General features: G+C 57.3%; 17 protein-coding genes. 16 read left to right on the top strand and 1 reads right to left on the bottom strand.

The window, feature by feature from the left end:
• Positions 1-136: 136 nt before the first annotated feature.
• The 16 genes from ACR0D6_RS02730 to ACR0D6_RS02655 all read left to right on the top strand — a co-directional run bounded on the left by ACR0D6_RS02730 (position 137) and on the right by ACR0D6_RS02655 (position 16406).
• Positions 137-598 (top strand): MaoC family dehydratase, encoded by a 462-nt coding sequence (locus ACR0D6_RS02730; RefSeq protein WP_480764375.1) that lies wholly within the window; start codon positions 137-139, stop codon positions 596-598.
• Positions 599-607: 9 nt separating this feature from the next.
• Complete coding sequence (locus ACR0D6_RS02725; RefSeq protein ID WP_480764374.1) at positions 608-1801, top strand: acyl-CoA dehydrogenase family protein; 1194 nt, start codon at positions 608-610, stop codon at positions 1799-1801.
• A 6-nt stretch (positions 1802-1807) separates the two neighbouring features.
• Complete coding sequence (locus ACR0D6_RS02720) at positions 1808-2929, top strand: acyl-CoA dehydrogenase family protein (RefSeq protein ID WP_480764373.1); 1122 nt, start codon at positions 1808-1810, stop codon at positions 2927-2929.
• A gap of 4 nt (positions 2930-2933) precedes the next feature.
• Positions 2934-4091 (top strand): acyl-CoA dehydrogenase family protein, encoded by a 1158-nt coding sequence (locus ACR0D6_RS02715; protein ID WP_480764372.1) that lies wholly within the window; start codon positions 2934-2936, stop codon positions 4089-4091.
• A gap of 9 nt (positions 4092-4100) precedes the next feature.
• On the top strand, positions 4101-4955 hold the full coding sequence (locus tag ACR0D6_RS02710) for a MaoC/PaaZ C-terminal domain-containing protein (RefSeq protein WP_480764371.1): 855 nt from the start codon (positions 4101-4103) through the stop codon (positions 4953-4955).
• 10 nt (positions 4956-4965) lie between these two features.
• On the top strand, positions 4966-5880 hold the full coding sequence (locus tag ACR0D6_RS02705; protein WP_480764370.1) for an SDR family oxidoreductase: 915 nt from the start codon (positions 4966-4968) through the stop codon (positions 5878-5880).
• 12 nt (positions 5881-5892) lie between these two features.
• Complete coding sequence (locus ACR0D6_RS02700) at positions 5893-6693, top strand: enoyl-CoA hydratase/isomerase family protein (protein ID WP_480764369.1); 801 nt, start codon at positions 5893-5895, stop codon at positions 6691-6693.
• Positions 6694-6695: 2 nt separating this feature from the next.
• A complete protein-coding gene (locus ACR0D6_RS02695) occupies positions 6696-7484 on the top strand; it encodes an SDR family oxidoreductase (protein ID WP_480764368.1) in 789 nt (262 codons plus the stop codon).
• Between the two features lie 118 nt (positions 7485-7602).
• A complete protein-coding gene (locus ACR0D6_RS02690; RefSeq protein WP_480764367.1) occupies positions 7603-8391 on the top strand; it encodes an IclR family transcriptional regulator in 789 nt (262 codons plus the stop codon).
• A gap of 152 nt (positions 8392-8543) precedes the next feature.
• Positions 8544-9602: a C4-dicarboxylate TRAP transporter substrate-binding protein gene (locus ACR0D6_RS02685; RefSeq protein WP_480448826.1), complete on the top strand. Its 1059-nt coding sequence runs from the start codon at positions 8544-8546 to the stop codon at positions 9600-9602.
• Positions 9602-10150, top strand: a complete 549-nt coding sequence (locus tag ACR0D6_RS02680) for a TRAP transporter small permease (RefSeq protein ID WP_480764366.1) — start codon at positions 9602-9604, stop codon at positions 10148-10150. Before ACR0D6_RS02685 ends, ACR0D6_RS02680 begins: the two co-directional genes overlap by 1 nt.
• 6 nt (positions 10151-10156) lie before the next feature.
• Positions 10157-11500, top strand: coding sequence for a TRAP transporter large permease (locus tag ACR0D6_RS02675; protein ID WP_480764365.1), 1344 nt, complete (start codon positions 10157-10159; stop codon positions 11498-11500).
• Positions 11501-11503: 3 nt separating this feature from the next.
• On the top strand, positions 11504-12475 hold the full coding sequence (locus tag ACR0D6_RS02670; RefSeq protein ID WP_480764364.1) for a DMT family transporter: 972 nt from the start codon (positions 11504-11506) through the stop codon (positions 12473-12475).
• 3 nt (positions 12476-12478) lie between these two features.
• Positions 12479-14071 (top strand): AMP-binding protein, encoded by a 1593-nt coding sequence (locus ACR0D6_RS02665; RefSeq protein WP_480764363.1) that lies wholly within the window; start codon positions 12479-12481, stop codon positions 14069-14071.
• Positions 14068-15597 (top strand): AMP-binding protein, encoded by a 1530-nt coding sequence (locus ACR0D6_RS02660; RefSeq protein WP_480764362.1) that lies wholly within the window; start codon positions 14068-14070, stop codon positions 15595-15597. Before ACR0D6_RS02665 ends, ACR0D6_RS02660 begins: the two co-directional genes overlap by 4 nt.
• Entirely contained in the window at positions 15597-16406 is an 810-nt protein-coding gene (locus tag ACR0D6_RS02655; protein WP_480764361.1) for an enoyl-CoA hydratase/isomerase family protein, read from the top strand. The genes ACR0D6_RS02660 and ACR0D6_RS02655 overlap by 1 nt, the downstream gene beginning before the upstream one ends.
• Here the strand turns inward: ACR0D6_RS02655 and ACR0D6_RS02650 are convergent.
• Positions 16403-16870, bottom strand: a complete 468-nt coding sequence (locus ACR0D6_RS02650) for a MaoC/PaaZ C-terminal domain-containing protein (RefSeq protein WP_480764360.1) — start codon at positions 16868-16870, stop codon at positions 16403-16405. The two genes, ACR0D6_RS02655 and ACR0D6_RS02650, sit on opposite strands and share 4 nt — an antisense overlap.
• Between the last annotated feature and the right edge of the window lie 2 nt (positions 16871-16872).

Below are 16872 nucleotides of genomic sequence, written 5' to 3'. Positions count from 1 at the left end.
CCGATCAGATAATTTTCCTTGCCATACATAGTATTCGGATAATAGAACTAACTTCAGAAATACGCAAACATCGAAGCTCGACCTTGGAGCAGAGTGTTCCGAACAGGTTGAGATCGCCGCGCGAAGAGGGAGTGAAATGGCTGGATTGTGGTTTGAGGAGTTTGAAGAGGGGCAGGTGTTCGAACATGCCATGTCACGAACCGTGACCGAGTATGACAACATGCAGTTTTGCAATGCCACGCTCAACACGCAGCCCCTGCACATCGACTTTCATTTCGCCGAGCAGACCGAATACGGCAAGCCGCTGGTGAACTCGATCTTCACGTTGGGTCTGGTGATCGGGATGACCGTGACGGAAACCACACTCGGGACAACGGTCGGCAATCTGGCGATGACCGACATCAATTTTCCGCGCCCCGTGTTCCACGGTGATACAATCCGTACGCGCACAACCATCACCTCCAAGCGCGAAAGCAAATCCCGCCCTGATGACGGGATCGTCGTGTTCTATCACGAGGGCCTGAACCAGCGTGGCGAAGTTGTCGCGACCTGCACCCGCACCGCGCTGATGCGCAAGCGTCCCGCAGAAGCGGCCTGAGGGGGCAAGATGGATCTGCAATTCAGTGATGATGATCTTGCCTTTCAGGACGAGGTACGCAGTTTCCTGAAGGACAACTTGCCCGCCGCTCTGCTGGATCGGTCCGACAGGGGCTTGCATCCGCTTAAGAATGACATTGTGGCCTGGCAAAAGGCTTTGCACAAAAAGGGCTGGATCGCCCCGAACTGGCCGGTGGAATACGGCGGAACCGGGTGGTCGCTGACGCAGAAATACATCTACAACCGCGAGTATTTCCTGTCGGGAGCACCGCAGACCATTGCCTTTGGTCTGAACATGGTGGGCCCGGTGATCTACACCTTTGGTACGCAGGAGCAGAAGGACACCCATCTTCAGGATATTCTGGAAAGCAATATCTGGTGGTGTCAGGGGTATTCGGAACCAGGTGCCGGATCGGATCTTGCTAACCTGAAGACACGGGCGGTGCGCGATGGTGATGACTATGTCATCAACGGCCAGAAAATCTGGACCAGCTGGTCCCAATATGCCGACATGATGTTCTGCCTGGTGCGCACTGATACCGAGTGCAAACCGCAAGAAGGCATTTCCTTTATCCTGATCGACATGAACACACCCGGGATCGAGCGCCGCCCGATCATCGGTCTGGATCAGGAGCATTCGCTGAACGAAGTGTTCTTTACCGATGTACGTGTGCCGGCCAAGAACCTGATTGGGGAAGAAAACAAAGGCTGGACCTATGCCAAGTTCCTGCTGGGTCATGAACGCAACATGATCGCACGTGTGGCGCGTTCGCAGTACCAACTGGCGCGTCTGAAAGAGATTGCCAAAGTCCAGCGGATAGGGGCGGGCATGCTTGGCGATGATCCAGACTTCCGTCGGCGTGTCGCCAAGATCGAAACCGATCTGATGACGCTGGAAGCCATGGAGCTGCGGTATCTCAGCCAGGACATCGCCGGCAAGAAGCTGATGGCGGAGCCGTCGGTTCTGAAAATACGCGGCGCCGAAATTGCGCAGGATATCAAGACGCTGACGGTTGAGGCGCTGGGCGCTTATGGCATGGCCTATGAACCTGATCCCGTTTTCCAGCAGCGCAACGACGGGCCGATTGGGCCGGACTATCTGCATGGCGCGATGGCAGACCATCTCTATCAGCGTGCGGCCACGATCTATGGCGGCACAAACGAAATTCAGCGCAACATCATTGCAAAACTGATCCTGGGGTAAGCGGCTATGGATTTTGAACTTTCCCAGGAGCAGACCATGCTGAAGGACAGTGTGGAGCGGTTCGTGCAGGACCGCTACGAGTTTTCCCAACGCAAATCACTCGCGGAAACAGCGCTGGGCTATTCCGAGGAGAACTGGGCAACATTTGCCGAGATGGGCTGGTTGGGGCTGCCCATTTCCGAAGACAATGAAGGCCTTGGCGGGTCGGCAGTGGATATCGGCGTGGTTGCAGAGGCATTGGGCGCAGGTATCACGCTTGAGCCTTTTGTCTCGACAGTTCTTCTTGGGGCCGGCCTGGTCGAAAAACTGGGTAGTGCAGAGCAGAAACATACAATTCTGCCCGAAGTTGTTACTGGCGCGCGCAAGTTAGCTCTCGCACATGGTGAGGCGGCGGCGCGGTTTGATCTGGGATTTGTCGAAACCACAGCCGCAGTCGCGGGCGACGGATATGTGCTGAATGGGCATAAGGCGGTTGTCCTGCATGCGGCGAGTGCCGACCAGATTGTTGTCATTGCCCGCACCTCGGGGAGTGTCGCTTCGCCCGAGGGCATTTCTGCCTTTTTTGTCGATGCAAATGCATCGGGTCTACGGCGGCAGGACTATCCGATGGTGGACGGACAGCGAGCCAGTGACCTGTGGCTGGAAAATGTTCCGGCCGAATTACTGGGGGAGGAAGGCGCGGCCTTGCCCGCGTTGCAATCCGTGATTGATGCCGCCATCTGCGCGGTTTCGGCCGAAGCGGTGGGCGCAATGCAGAGGGTGCTTGATATCACCAAAGAGTACACCGGCACGCGCAACCAGTTTGGCCGTGCGATTGGCGACAATCAGGTAATCCAGCATCGTTTGGTCGACATGTTCACCGCCGTTGAGGAGGCCAAGGCCATCACTGACATGACCACCATGCGCCTGGATGAAGGCGCATCAGGTGTCTCACGATTGGTTTCCGGCATGAAAGCCAAAGTGGGTGAAGCTGCGCGTTTTGTCGGCGCACAAGGAGTGCAGCTGCATGGCGGCATCGGAATGACGGATGAATACCCGATTGGCCACTATTTCAAACGGTTGATGGCAATTGACGTGATGTTTGGTGATGCGAACCACCACCTCAACCGGTTTGCCGAAGGGGAGTGAGGCAATGGCGTTGAGTGAACATCTGCAATCCATCCGAGATGGCGTTCAGGCTGTCTGTAACAATTTCGGCGATGACTATTGGCTGGCGCGGGATGAGGACGGCATTTTTCCACACGACTTTCATGGCGCCTTGGCCGAGGCTGGCTGGCTGGGGATCACCATGCCGCAAGAATATGGTGGCGCGGGCCTTGGCGTAAGCGAAGCGGCGGTCATGATGCACACGATCGCCAAAACGGGCGCTATGTCGGCGGCTAGTTGTATCCATATAAACATGTTTGGCCCGCACCCGATCCTTGTCTACGGGACCGAGGAGCAAAAGGCCAAGTGGATCCCGCCTCTGGTCAAGGGTGAGCACAAGGTCAGCTTTGGCGTGACCGAGCCCAACGCCGGTCTGGATACGACGTCAATCACAACCTTTGCCAAAAAGGTTGATGGTGGCTGGGTGGTGAATGGCCGCAAGATCTGGAATTCCACCGCGCAGGTGGTCGACCGGATTATGTTGCTGGCCCGCACCGAAAAGCGCGAGGATGTCAGCCGCAAGACAGACGGCATTTCGATGTTTTACACCGAGTTTGACCGATCCAAGATCGAAGTTCAGCGCATCCCCAAGATGGGGCGCAAGGCGGTCGACTCTAACATGATCTTCTTTGACAACCTTTTTATTCCCGAAGGCGATCTGGTTGGAGAGGAAGGGCGCGGATTTTACCAGATCCTCGACGCCATGAACCCGGAGCGTGTGCTGATCGGGGCCGAGGCCGTTGGCATCGGGCAGGATGCTCTGCGGCGCGCGGCAGGATATGCCGCAGAACGCGAGGTGTTTGGCCGCCCGATTGGACAAAATCAGGGCATCCAGCATCCGTTGGCCGAAAACTGGATGGAGCTTGAGGCCGCGTGGCTCATGGCGATGAACGCAGCCGAACTCTTCGACGGTGGCCAGTCCTGCGGGGCCGAGGCCAATGCGGCCAAATTTCTGGGTGCAAAGGCGGGCTACAACGCGGCCCTGCAATCGGTGCTGACACATGGGGGCATGGGCTATGCCAAAGAATACCACGTCGAGCGCCTTCTGCGCGAGGTGCTGATCACCCGCATCGCCCCTGTGTCCGAGCAGCTAATCGCATCTTTCATAGGCGAGCGCGTGCTTGGCCTGCCCAAATCATACTGAGGACCAATCATGCAGGTTGAAAAGGTACTGAACTACCCCTTCAAGGACGCTGAAGTCAGCTATTCCGAGCGTGACGTCATGCTTTATGGTCTTGGGGTCAATTTGGGGCAGGATCCTTGTGACGAGGATGATCTTCGATATCTGTATGAAGACGGGCTAAAGGTGCTTCCCTCATATGCGATGGTGCTGGGACATCCCGGTTTCTGGCTGAAAGAACCCGAACTAGAGATTGACTGGGTCAAAGTTCTGCATGCGGAACAGTTCCTGAGCGTTTCGAAACCCCTGCCGCCTTCGGGCAAGGTCAAGGCCAGTTTCCGTGTGCGGGGAATGGTCGACAAGGGACCCGAAAAAGGGTGCATCCTGTATTATGAAAAACTGCTTCAGGACGTCGACAATGGCGAGGAAATTGCCCGCGTCACGTCCGGTGTTTTCTGTCGGGGAGACGGGGGAAGCGGCGATCACGGCGAGGTGCCCGAGGCCCTGACAGCGGCCCCGGACACCGCGCCGGATCTGTCGTTGCGCAAGACCATCGATCTGCGCTCGGCGCTGATCTATCGCCTGAGTGGCGACTACAACCCAATCCATGCATCGCCCCTGGTTGCGGCCAAGGCAGGCTATGACCGGCCTATTCTGCACGGGCTCTGCACGATGGGGATCGCTGCGCATCAGTTGTTTGAGCATGTGGCCGGTGGTGACTCCAACCGCTTTGGCGGAATGGCCTGCCGGTTCAGTCGGCCGGTCTTTCCAGGGGACACCGTGCGCACAGATATCTGGAACACGGACACCGGTGCGCAGTTTCGGGTGACGGTTGAAGACCGAAACGAAGTGGTGCTGGACCGCGGCACAGTCTCTTTAAAGGGTTGAGGGTAGCAGCATGGGGCTTCTGGAAGGCAAAACCGTCATTGTGACCGGCGCGGGTCGCGGGGTGGGTAAATACATCGCGCTCTTGGCCGCTGAAGAGGGCGCCAATGTTGTTGTAAACGACCTTGGCGCAGGTGTGAGTGATCAAGAAGCCAACGCCGGCCCCGCCGAAGAGGTGGCTGCCGAAATCCGCGCAAAGGGTGGCAATGCCATTGCCGATACACATTCAGTGGCCGACTGGGATCAGGCCCACGCCATTGTTGAAAACGCGATCAGCACCTTTGGTGAGCTTGATGGCATCGTAAACAATGCCGGATTGCTGCGGGATGGCATCTTTCACAAGATGACTCAGGAAGACTGGCACAATGTCATCTCCGTCCATCTTAACGGCTCGTTTTTCATGTGCCGCGCGGCGGCGGAACACTTCAAGATGCGCGCCACCGGCTCTTATGTGCATATGACGTCGACCTCTGGCCTTGTCGGTAATTTGGGGCAGGCGAATTACGCCGCGGCCAAGATGGGAATTGCGGGCCTCAGCCGGTCGATTTCTATCGATATGGCGCGGTTTAAAACCCGTTCGAACTGTATCGCACCCTGGGCATTTACCCGCATGACCGGTTCGATCCCCGAAAACAATCCGCTCTATCAGGAACGCATGGCCATGCTGGACAAGCTAAGCCATGGGCAAAAGGTGGCACCACTCGCGGTGGCCTTGCTGAGTGACAGAGCCAGCGACGTGACGGGCCAAATCTTCGGCGCGCGCGCTAATGAGCTTTACTGCTTCAATCAGCCCCGCCCGGTCCATACGGCCCATGAGGCAGAGGGGTGGACCGCAAAGGCTATCGTCGACACGGCCTTCCCGCAGATGAGCCGCTCAATGACGCCCCCCGACACATCGCCCAGCTATTTCAGCTGGGACCCGGTTTAAGGAACCAAGGTCATGACAGATCATCTTCTTGTCGATCATCAGGACGGCATTACCACCCTGACTATGAACCGCCCCAAGGTGCTGAACGCGCTGTCGATGGACATGCGCCATGCGATGTTCGATGCGGTGGACGAAATCGAAAACGACCCCAAAGTACGCTGTGTTGTGTTGCGCGGAGCCGGAGGAAACTTCATGGCCGGGGGCGACGTAAAGTCCTTTGCCGAAGATATCGCGCCGATGCCCAGTGAAAAGCGCAAAGTCTATTTCGAGCGTCGCGTGCATTCACTACATCCGATGATGTTCCAGCTACAGCGTATGAAAAAACCGGTTCTGGCCTCGGTCGAAGGAGCCGCAGCCGGGGCGGGAATGTCGTTCATGATGGCCTGTGACCTGACTATTGCGGCCACGAACTCGATCTACCGCTTCAGCTATTCCGCCATTGGCGCGAGCCCGGACGGGACAGGCAGTTTTAACCTGCCACGGATCATCGGCACCCGGCGCGCGTTGGAATTGGCCTTTCTCGGCGACAAGTTCGATGCGGAAACGGCCTATCGCTACAATCTCGTAAACTTCCTTGTGGAGCCAGAGGACATCGAGGCCGAGACCTTCAGGCTGGCCGAGCGGCTAGCCAACGGGCCAACCGTTTCCTACGGCTGCATCAAAGAGATGATGTACGCCAGCCACGCCAACAGCATTGAGACACAACTGGCCATGGAAGCCCGCAACTTTGCCATTTGCGCGGCATCGGATGACTGGGTCGAAGGCGTGACAGCCTTTGCCGAGAAACGCAAACCGATGTTCAGAGGTAAGTAGAGATGTTTGATTTTTCGGGAAAACACGTGTTGGTCGCTGGTGGAACGAATGGCATCAACCTCGGCATTGCTGATAGTTTTGCCAGGGCAGGGGCCAACGTGTTCGTGTTTTCCCGAGACCCGAACAAGGTTGAAGCAGCCGTTGCCCAATTGCGTGCGCATGGCGGCGCCGCCGAAGGTTGCGCGACCGATGTCAGAAACTACGACAAAGTGGCCGCAGCATTCAGTCATTCCGTCGATCTTTACGGGAAGATTGACGTTGTCGTTTCCGGGGCGGCGGGAAATTTCCCTTGTCTGGCCAGGGATCTGTCATCCAACGGGTTCCGGGCGGTGATGGAGATCGACCTTCTCGGTACTCATCACGTCATGCATGCAGCCTATCCGCATCTGCGCAAGCCCGGTGCCTCTGTTATCAACGTCTCGTCACCTCATTCCCACACGGCACTGGTCGGGCAGGTCCATGTCTGTGCTGCCAAAGCGGGCATCGACCAGATCACCCGTACGCTTGCTCTTGAGTGGGGCCCTGAAGGCATTCGGGTGAACTCGATCCTGCCGGGGCCGATTGAAGGCTCAGGCGGTATGGAGAAACTGTTTCCAACAAAGGAGTTGCTTGACGCAAAGCTCAATTCAGTTCCGTTAAGACGGCTGGGACGAAACGATGAAATTGGCGCGCTGGCAATGTTCCTGAGTTCGGACCTTGGTGCCTATATCACGGGTGGCGCGATCCCCTGTGACGGAGGCAATGGTCTGAATCTCCAGCCCGTTCGGTACGAGTCCTACCTTGCAGACTGACCCTCAAATATCGCCCGACCTATCCGGTTCGCCGCACTGCGGATTGACAAATCCGCCTTTGGAAGTAGAATTTTTCCTATATAGGAACGAAATTCCAAAATGTGAACTGGAGAAAAACTTGGCAAAAGAAACCACGCGCATGGAAGGTCCAATGGTTCTACCGCGTGCATTTTCGCTCTTGAGGCTTCTAGCGGATCAGCCTCAAGGTCTGAACCTGTCAGCTATTGCCAGCCATCTGAACGCCCCCAAAAGCTCGCTTTCGTCTACATTGAAAGCCCTTACAGATCAAGGGTTTCTCAGTCGCAAAGGGACGTTATATTTCTTGGGCTCAGAGGCCTATTCACTGGCGTCTACAATTCTTGCAGGCCGCACCATTCGACAGATCGCGCGACCCTATCTTGAGCAAACCCGAGAGTTGACCGGTGAAACCGTGCTTTTGGCGCAGCTTGATCCAGACCAGCGGTTTTCTTCGTATATCGACTCGATTGAATCGGACAAGTCCATTCGGTTTTCCGTACCAATTGCAGCTAGGCGGGCGCTGTATTGCTCGGCTGCCGGTCGCGTGTTCCTCGCGTTTCTGACCGATCGTCAGCGAGAGGCCTATTATGACGACGCGAAAATGGAAAAGCTGACAGAAAATACGGCCACGGACCGCGTCGAGCTTGAAAGGATCGTAAGCGAAATTCGCGAGACGGGAATTTCGATCACGATGGGGGCTTACTCGGCGGATGCGGCCGGTTTTGCGACGCCGATCTTCAACTCCGACGGCGAGGTTATTGCGGCCATCACCATTGGCGTCCCGGTTTCGCGTGCGGAAAGGGACAAGCAGAAATACATCGACGCAGCCAAAAAGGCGGGCGCCGATATTTCGAAAGTTCTTGGATACAACAGAAGAGGGAGCGCCTGAAAAACCGTTCAGAACGGTGCGCCTGGGGTTTGACAAAAACCAGGCGCGGATCTGGGGAGATTTTTCGGTCATCACTTGGCCTGGTTTCTGCGCGGCACATGGGATCACGAGGGTCCGACAAAAACAGAATTCAAATTGGGAGGAGAACCATGATGAAAACCACGAAACTTGCAGCGGTTCTAGCCGCTGGCCTTGCAGCGGTGTCGCTTGCCATGCCAGCCAGTGCGGAAATGAAGCTGAACTTCACGGACCAGAGCCCGAACCGCGGTGCACGGGCCGAGACGACCAACTGGTTTGCAGACGAGCTGGCCAAGCGTACGAATGGCGAGATCACGATGGAAATTCACTGGGGCGGCGCGCTGTTGAAAGCCAAGGCCGCGACCAAGGGCATCGGCGATGGCGCGGCGGATATTGGCTTTATCATCGGCGTGTACAATCCCGGTCTGCATCCGGCCTTTTTGCTGGCGGACCTGCCGACGCAGTATAGTGACCCCTGGGCGTCGACCCGCGCGTTTTACGAGTTGAACACCACCAATGACGTGCTCAAGGCCGAATGGGACGCTCTGAACCTGCATTTTGTGGCCAACATCACCACCGGCCCGATCCAGCTGGTGTGTAAGGACAAGGCCATTCAGTCGGTAGCCGATCTCTCGGGCGTCAAAATGCGCGGCATTTCGGTTTACGGGAAAGTGGCCAAGGACCTTGGCGCGATCCCGGTCAAGATGACGGCTTATGACACCTATCAGGGTCTGGATACCGGACTGATCGACTGCACCATGTTCTACAGCTACGCGATTCCTGCGTTCAAACTGAACGAAGTTGCCACGGACGTGACAATGCTGGACTGGGGCGCGCTGATGGGGCTGGCCATTGTCATGAACAAGGACGCCTACGACGCGATGAGCCCTGAGAACCAAGCGATCATCGATGAACTCGGTTCCGAGATGGTGGACGTCTACGCCCAAAAAATCGGTGAAGCCAATGCCAAGGCCGTCGCAGACATGGAGGCCGCTGGCAAAATCTCGTTCAACGATTTCCCGGCCGAGCAGAAAACCGAGCTTCTGGCCGCATCCAAGGCCTATCTGGATGACTGGAAAGGTAAGGCTAAGGAGTCGGGGATCGACGCGGACGCCGTCGCCGCTGCCTACATGGGCATGCTCGAGAAGTGGGACGCAGAGCGGGAAGCCAAAGGCTACCCCTGGACCCGCTGATGAGCACTGGCTCCAACATATCCGCAACACCCGGACCCCGGGTGTTGCAACTTGTCGAACGGGTGCTTCTTGTCTTGGCGGCTATCAGCATCCTGTTGATTTGTGCGATCATCTTCTCAGGCGTGGTCAGCCGTGCCGTGTTTGACTGGTCCTTGCCGGATGCCGAAATCATCGTGCGCGACTTGATGATCGCCGCGATTATTCTGCCACTGGCGTATGTCACCGCTGACCGGGCTCACATTGCCGTGGACGTTTTCATCAATCTGATGCCAAAGGGCGTGCGCCCCTGGAGCGATCTGTTGGGGTCGTTGATCGGGTTTCTGGTTTTGTTGCCCATCGCCTACGGCGGCTGGCAGGGTTTCAGCACTGCTTGGGGTGACGGCAACTACTACTACGGCGAGTTTGATCTCCCCGAGTGGCCCGGAAAACTGGCGTTCTTCGTCGGCTATCTGGCGTTTGTAATTCGGCTGTTCTCGCTCATCGTTATTGATCTGATGGCGGTGATCCGCCCAGGCAGAACTCAATCCAATACACCTGAAGAAGGGTAGTCCCCGATGGATCCCACAACGATCGGAATGGTTGGCTTTGCCATTGCGTTGATCCTGATCGCGCTGCGCGTGCCGATTGGTGTTGCCCTGGCCGGGTTGGCCATTGTCTGCACTTTCCTTTTTTATGGCTATCGTTTCAGCGATACATTCCAGATGGCCAAGGCGGTGCGTCCGACCATGTCGTTGATCTCGAACAACGTTTTCGAGTTCCTGCACTCTTACCCGCTCAGTATGGTGCCCTTGTTCATAGGGCTTGGGCATATAGCCTATCATGCGGAAATAACGACCAAGATCTACTATGCCGGCCGTGTCTGGCTGGCCAAGGTTCCAGGCGGTCTGGCAATGGCATCGGTCATGGGTTGTGGTGGCTTTTCAGCGATCACCGGATCGTCGGTGGCCTGCGCCGCGGCCATGGGCCGGATCTGCATTCCAGAAATGCGCCGGTACAACTACTCGATCCGCCTGTCGACTTCGACAGTGGCTGTAGGTGGCACACTGGGATCGCTGATCCCGCCATCGGTTCTGTTCATTCTTTATGGCCTGTTCACTGAGCAGTCGGTGAACAAGCTGTTCCTTGCCGGTGTTCTGCCGGGTATCTTGTCCCTGCTTGGAATGCTGCTTGTGATCTTCATCTGGACACGCCGCCACCCCGAACAAGCCCCCATTCCGCAAGAGGAAATCACCGACTGGGAACGCTGGAAGGCACTGTTTGATGCATGGCCGGCACTGTTGCTGTTCATCATCATCATTGGTGGTATTTATGGCGGGATCTTCACCGCAACCGAGGCCGCAGCGGTCTGCATGACCATTGCTTTGGGTTACGGCATCTTTGCGCGAAAGCTGAACTGGGCAAACTTCGTCTCTGCAATGAAGGACACCGCCCTGCAGAGCGCATCGATTTTCTTTATCGCTGCGGGTGCCAAGATGTTCGTGGCATTTGTCTCGCTCACGGGCCTGACCCGCGAAGTCATTGCCCTGACGGAATACTATCAGATGGCAGACTGGTCGATCCTGCTGGTGATTGTGGTCCTGTACCTGATCATGGGCATGTTCCTTGACCCGTTGGGGATCATGTTGCTCACCTTGCCCTTTGTGGTGCCGTTGGTCGAAGGCATGGGACTGGATTTGATCTGGTTTGGTGTTGTCGTGGTCAAGCTGCTCGAGATCGGTCTGATTACGCCACCTGTCGGGTTGAACGTCTTTATCATCAATTCGGTGGTTGGACCCGATGCGCCAGTGCACAAGATTTTCCGGGGGGTTATCAACTTCCTAGCGGTGGATATTCTGGTCTTTGGACTGATCGTTCTGTTCCCGGCAATCTCGTTGCTATTGCCATATAGCAAGTGGTGACACATGTCGGCTGAGGCCCAGAATGCGCCTGCGCCCTCTCAGGGGGCAGGCGCCTATGCCAGCCTGTTGGTTATGAGTTTCATCGCGGGTTCGGTCTTTTTGTTCAACGAACTGGCGCTCGAGGGCTACAGCCCCGCCGAGATGAGCTGTGCCAAACTGCTGATCGGGGGCGTCACGCTGTTCCTGCCGATCTGGGCAACGGGCGGGCTGATCCCAATGACGGGCCATCACTGGTCCTGGGTTCTGGCGCTTGGCCTGATCGGCTATGCCCTGCCGCAATTCTCAATGGCATGGGCGCAGCAACGTGTCGACACCACGGCCGCGGCCTTGTTCATTGCAGCGCTGCCGTTGTTCACTCTGTTTCTGGTGCGGGTGGTGCTGAAGGAAAGATATCGCTGGAAGAAATGGGCCGGATTCTTTCTGGGCTTTCTCGGGCTGGTGATCATGATCAATCCGCGAGCCGCTTTGTCGGCGGATGGCGTGGGCGTGCTGCCATACCTTGCGCTTTGCGTGACCTGTCTGTGCTTTGCCGTGTCCGGGCTGATGGTTCAGCGCATGCCATTTATGCCCGCGTTACAGGTGGCGTCGCTGTCGCTTTTGGTGGGGGGCATTGCGCTTGCGCCGCTCGGACTTGCGGGTTTCGTAACATCTACCAAGGGGTTGTTTTCTCAGAGCAACACTAGCTGGGAGACATTCCAGCCACTGTTTGGCGTGGTGATGCTGGGGACGGGGCTAAGCGGTCTGGGGCAAGCCATGCGCACCGGCCTCATTCAAAAGCACGGAACGGCGTTCTTTTCGATCGTTGGATATATCGTACCCGTCTGGGCGGCGGTCCTTGGGGTTGTGTTTCTGGGAGAGGAGATCACCTTGCGCAAGGTTGCGGCGTTTTGTGTGATTAGTATGGGCCTTTTGTTGGCTCAGGGCGTGGCCCGCCCGACCCGCCGGGGTGCACGTGGTATTGGTGAAGGACCATAGCAAATGACTGTTTCGTTTCCCCATTTGATCGAGCGTAATGCCCGCCAGCTGGCGGACCGGACGGCCATCATCTGCGAGGGGCGGGAGACCAGCTGGGCGGCGTTGCATGATCGGTGCCGTTCGCTGGCGGCAGGGTATCAGGGACTTGGCATCGCGCCGGGAGAGCGCGTGGCATTTGTCGGACTGAACTCCGACTACCTATATGAAAACTACTTTGCGCCCTCTTTCATTGGTGCCGAGACCGTTGTGCTGAACTGGCGTCTCAGTGCTTATGAGCTGGCCGCCTGCATGGATGACAGCGGCGCACGATTGCTGATTGCGGATGCGGAGAACGTGGATGCGGCGCGAAAGGCGCTGTCTCTGGCAGATAGCGATTTCCGCATTGTTGTGATCGGTACTAAGCCCGCACCAACCGAAATCGCATACGAGAGTCTGCTGGCCGTTGCCGAGGCTTTGCGCCATCCGGCGGGGCAGGGTGACAATACGCTGGTTATCTTCTACTCCGGCGGGACGACCGGACAGCCCAAGGGCATCATGCTGACCCACTGGAACATGTATGCCAATTCTGCCGGCCACGCTGCGGCCTACGATGTACGTGCAGACGAGACCCATCTGCTGATGGGGCCGATGTTCCACCTCGCTGCGGGGGCACGCGTTTTTTGCGCGGTTTACATGGGATATACCCTTGTTATTCATCCGAAATTCACACCGCGCGGTTTCCTTGAAGGGGTCGAACAGTACCGGATCAACGCGACTTCGTTTGTGCCGACCATGCTGCAAATGGTTCTGGACGAGCCTGACTTTGACACGTTTGATCTCTCCAGCCTGCGTCAGATGAGTTACGGCGCCTCTGCCGCGCTTGAGGACTTACTGCACCGGATCATCGAAGCTTTTCCGCATGTCGATATCTCGAATGGTTACGGTATGACCGAGGCCGCGCCTTTGATCACCACTCTTGGTCCGGCGTACCATCGCAAGAACTTTGCCGAGACGGGCAAGCTGGGTGCGGTTGGCTGGCCTGCGAAACACGTTGATGTGTGTGTGGTCGATGAAGATGACAACGAGGTGCCACGGGGCGTCGTGGGCGAGATTGTCTTGCGTGGGCCGAACGTCATGAAAGGGTATGTCGGTCAGCCTGAACTGACGGCAGAAACACTGCGCGGCGGCTGGCTGCATTCGGGAGATGCGGGCTATATGGATGATGACGGCTGCCTTTGGATTTCGGGTCGGGTCAAGGACATGATTATCTCTGGCGGCGAAAACGTCTATCCGGCAGAGGTAGAAAACCTCTTGTCCCGCCATCCGGATGTGGCGGATGTGGCCGTGATCGGCATTCCGGATGACACCTGGGTCGAGGCCGTGCATGCCATCGTCATTCCGGCCGAGGGCAAGTCACCGACCGAGCAGGAGCTGATAGAGTTCTGTCGCGGCAGGATTGCCGGATACAAGATACCGCGCAGCGTCAGCTGGCGAAGTGACCCAATGCCGCTGACTGCGGCGAACAAGGTGCTGAAAACGGAATTGAGAAAACCGTTCTGGGAAACACAGCGTCCCAAGGCAGAAATCCCCGACAAGAATGCGGAGAGTACGACATGAACCCGGCTGAATGGCTTCAACGCACCGCGGCACTCAAGCCCAACAACCCGGCGCTGTTTCTTGGTGAAGATCTCGTTTCTGACTACGCGGGGTTCGCAACACGTGTCAGCGGAATTGCAGGCGCGCTGAATGCGCAGGGGATTGGCAAGGGGGATCGGGTTGCGATCCTGATGAAAAACCGTCCGGAATACCTCGAGGCGATGTACGGCATCTGGTGGGCCGGAGCGACAGCGGTGCCGATCAATGCCAAGCTGCACGAAAAAGAAGCGGCCTGGATCATCGAAAATTCCGGTGCGCGGCTGGTCTTTGCCTCGGAAGGTAATGCGCAGGGGTTGGGCTCGGTCCTGCCTGAATGTGTGGAGCAGGTCGTTGTTGCGGGTACTCCGGCGTTTGACGCGATGTGTTCTGCTGTTCCCCGTCCAGCGCCTGCTGATGTCGGCCGTGATGATATGATCTGGATGTTTTATACTTCTGGTACCACGGGGCGCCCCAAGGGAGTCATGATCACCGCCGGTAACTTGATGGCCATGGTGATGGGGTACCATGATGGGGTCGGCACCCATGATGAAGACGATGCAACCCTTTATGCCGCACCCATGAGCCACGGCGCCGGGATCTATAACTTCATGTTCGTCATGGCAGGTGCGCGTCATATCTGTCCGAAATCAGGTGGTTTTGACGAAGCCGAAATCCTGCAAATGGCGCCATCGGTTGGGCGCATCACGATGTTTGCCGCCCCGACGATGGTGCGTCGCATGATTGATCACGCCAAGGTGTCGGGGGCTACGGGCGAGGGGATCGAGACGGTGATCTATGCCGGTGGCCCGATGTACTTCGCTGACATCGTTGAGGCGGTTGATGTCCTCGGCCCACGCTTTGCCCAGATCTACGGTCAGGGTGAATGCCCGATGGCGATCACCACCTTGCCCAGAGCTTATGTGTCGGACCGGAGCCACCCGCGTTGGAAAGAGCGTCTGACCGGCGTCGGCTATCAGCAATCGGTGAGCCGTGTGCGTGTAGTGGATGAGAGCGGCGCGGATGTCGCGCCCGATGAGATTGGCGAGATCGTGGTCGCGGGGACCGCGGTGATGAAGGGTTATTGGAACAATCCCGAAGCCACGGCCAAAACGATCCGGGGCGGATGGCTCTGGACAGGGGACATGGGGTCTCTGGATCAGGATGGCTTCCTGACCATGCATGACCGGTCCAAAGACATGATCATCTCTGGTGGCTCCAATATCTACCCGAGGGAGGTCGAAGAAGTGCTGCTGACTCATCCGGACGTGGCAGAGGCCAGCGTTGTGGGGCGGCCACATGATGAGTGGGGTGAAGTTGTCGTGGCCTGTATCGTGACAGAGCCCGACAAAGAGGTGCCAGCCGAAGAGCTGGACCGGCTTTGCATCGAAAACATCGCACGCTTCAAACGCCCTAAACACTATGTCACGATGCCGGCTCTGCCCAAGAACAACTATGGCAAAGTGGTCAAAACCGAGCTGCGCGCAGAAATTGCCGGAATGGATCTGTGATGAAGCAGGCGTTTGAAACCCTGAGCTATGAAGTCATCGACCAGATCGGCGTGATGACCTTTACCCGCCCTGAAAACCGCAACGCGCTGTCTCTGACCATGCGTGAGGAAATCGCTGCGTTGGTGCCGATCATTCGCGACGATCGCGATTTGCGGGCGCTGGTGGTGACGGGGGCCGGTGGGTCTTTTTGTGCAGGAGGAGACCTGAAGGGGCTTCAGGCTGATCCGGAACCCATAGCGCATAACCGCGAACGCGTGTTGCGGCTGCACAAATGGTTCATCGAGTTCTCCAACCTGGAATTGCCCGTGATCGCCGCCGTGGATGGCCCCGCCTTTGGTGCTGGTTTCAATCTGGCTCTTGGCTGCGACTTTGTGTTGGCCTCGCCACGAGCCCGTTTCTGTGCGGTTTTCGGGCGTATCGGGCTGGTTCCGGATCTGGGTGGTCTTTACATGTTGCCCCGCATCGTCGGGTTGGCGCGTGCGAAAGAACTGGTCATGTCAGCACGCTCGGTCGATGCCGAAGAAGCCAGAGATCTGGGGATCGTGCTGGAGATTCACCCGCAGGAACAACTCTTTGAGGCGGCGATGGCCTTTGCCGGCAGGTTCCGCAAGGCGTCACGTCTGGCGGCAGGGCAGGCCAAGGTCATGCTGAACCAGTCGTTCCACCTCGATCAGAGAGCCATGGCCGAAATGGAGGCATGGGCCCAGGCCGTCTGCATGGAGACCCCCTATCACCGCGACGCCATCAGACGTTTCGTCGACAAGGAGCCGCTACTCTATGACTGGGACAGGCTGGCCCGCGAGGACTAGGCCGGGCTTTCTCCGCTCGAGGCCATAAGGCGCTGGGGGGTATACTCGATCACCACATCCCCGTTCTGATTGACGATCCGGTTGCGAGTGCGCACCAGTCCGCGTTCAGATTTTGAGGTTTTGCGCGACTCTTCGACTTCGATCTCCACATGGATCGTGTCGCCGACAAAGACCGGCTTTTTCACTGACATTTCCATGTTCAGAAATGCCAACCCGGTGCCCTGTCCGGTCGCGTTCAGAACCAGCCCTTCAGCCAGTGACAATGTGAGCATGGCAGGGGCCGCGTGGCCTGTCATGGCCGAATGCGATTTTCGGTACTCTGCATCCAGAAACAGCGATTCCAGCATTCCCACGCACGAGACAAAGTTCACCACATCTGTTTCCGTGATCGTGCGGCCATAGGTCTTGAACCTGTCCCCAGCCGTCAAATCGTCCCAGTGAAAGCCTGTGCCTACTAGTTTCATAC

Source organism: Ruegeria sp. BJ6, assembly GCF_056537885.1.
The sequence above is the reverse complement of the archived record's forward strand: the minus strand, read 5'-3'. Positions and strand labels throughout refer to the sequence as shown.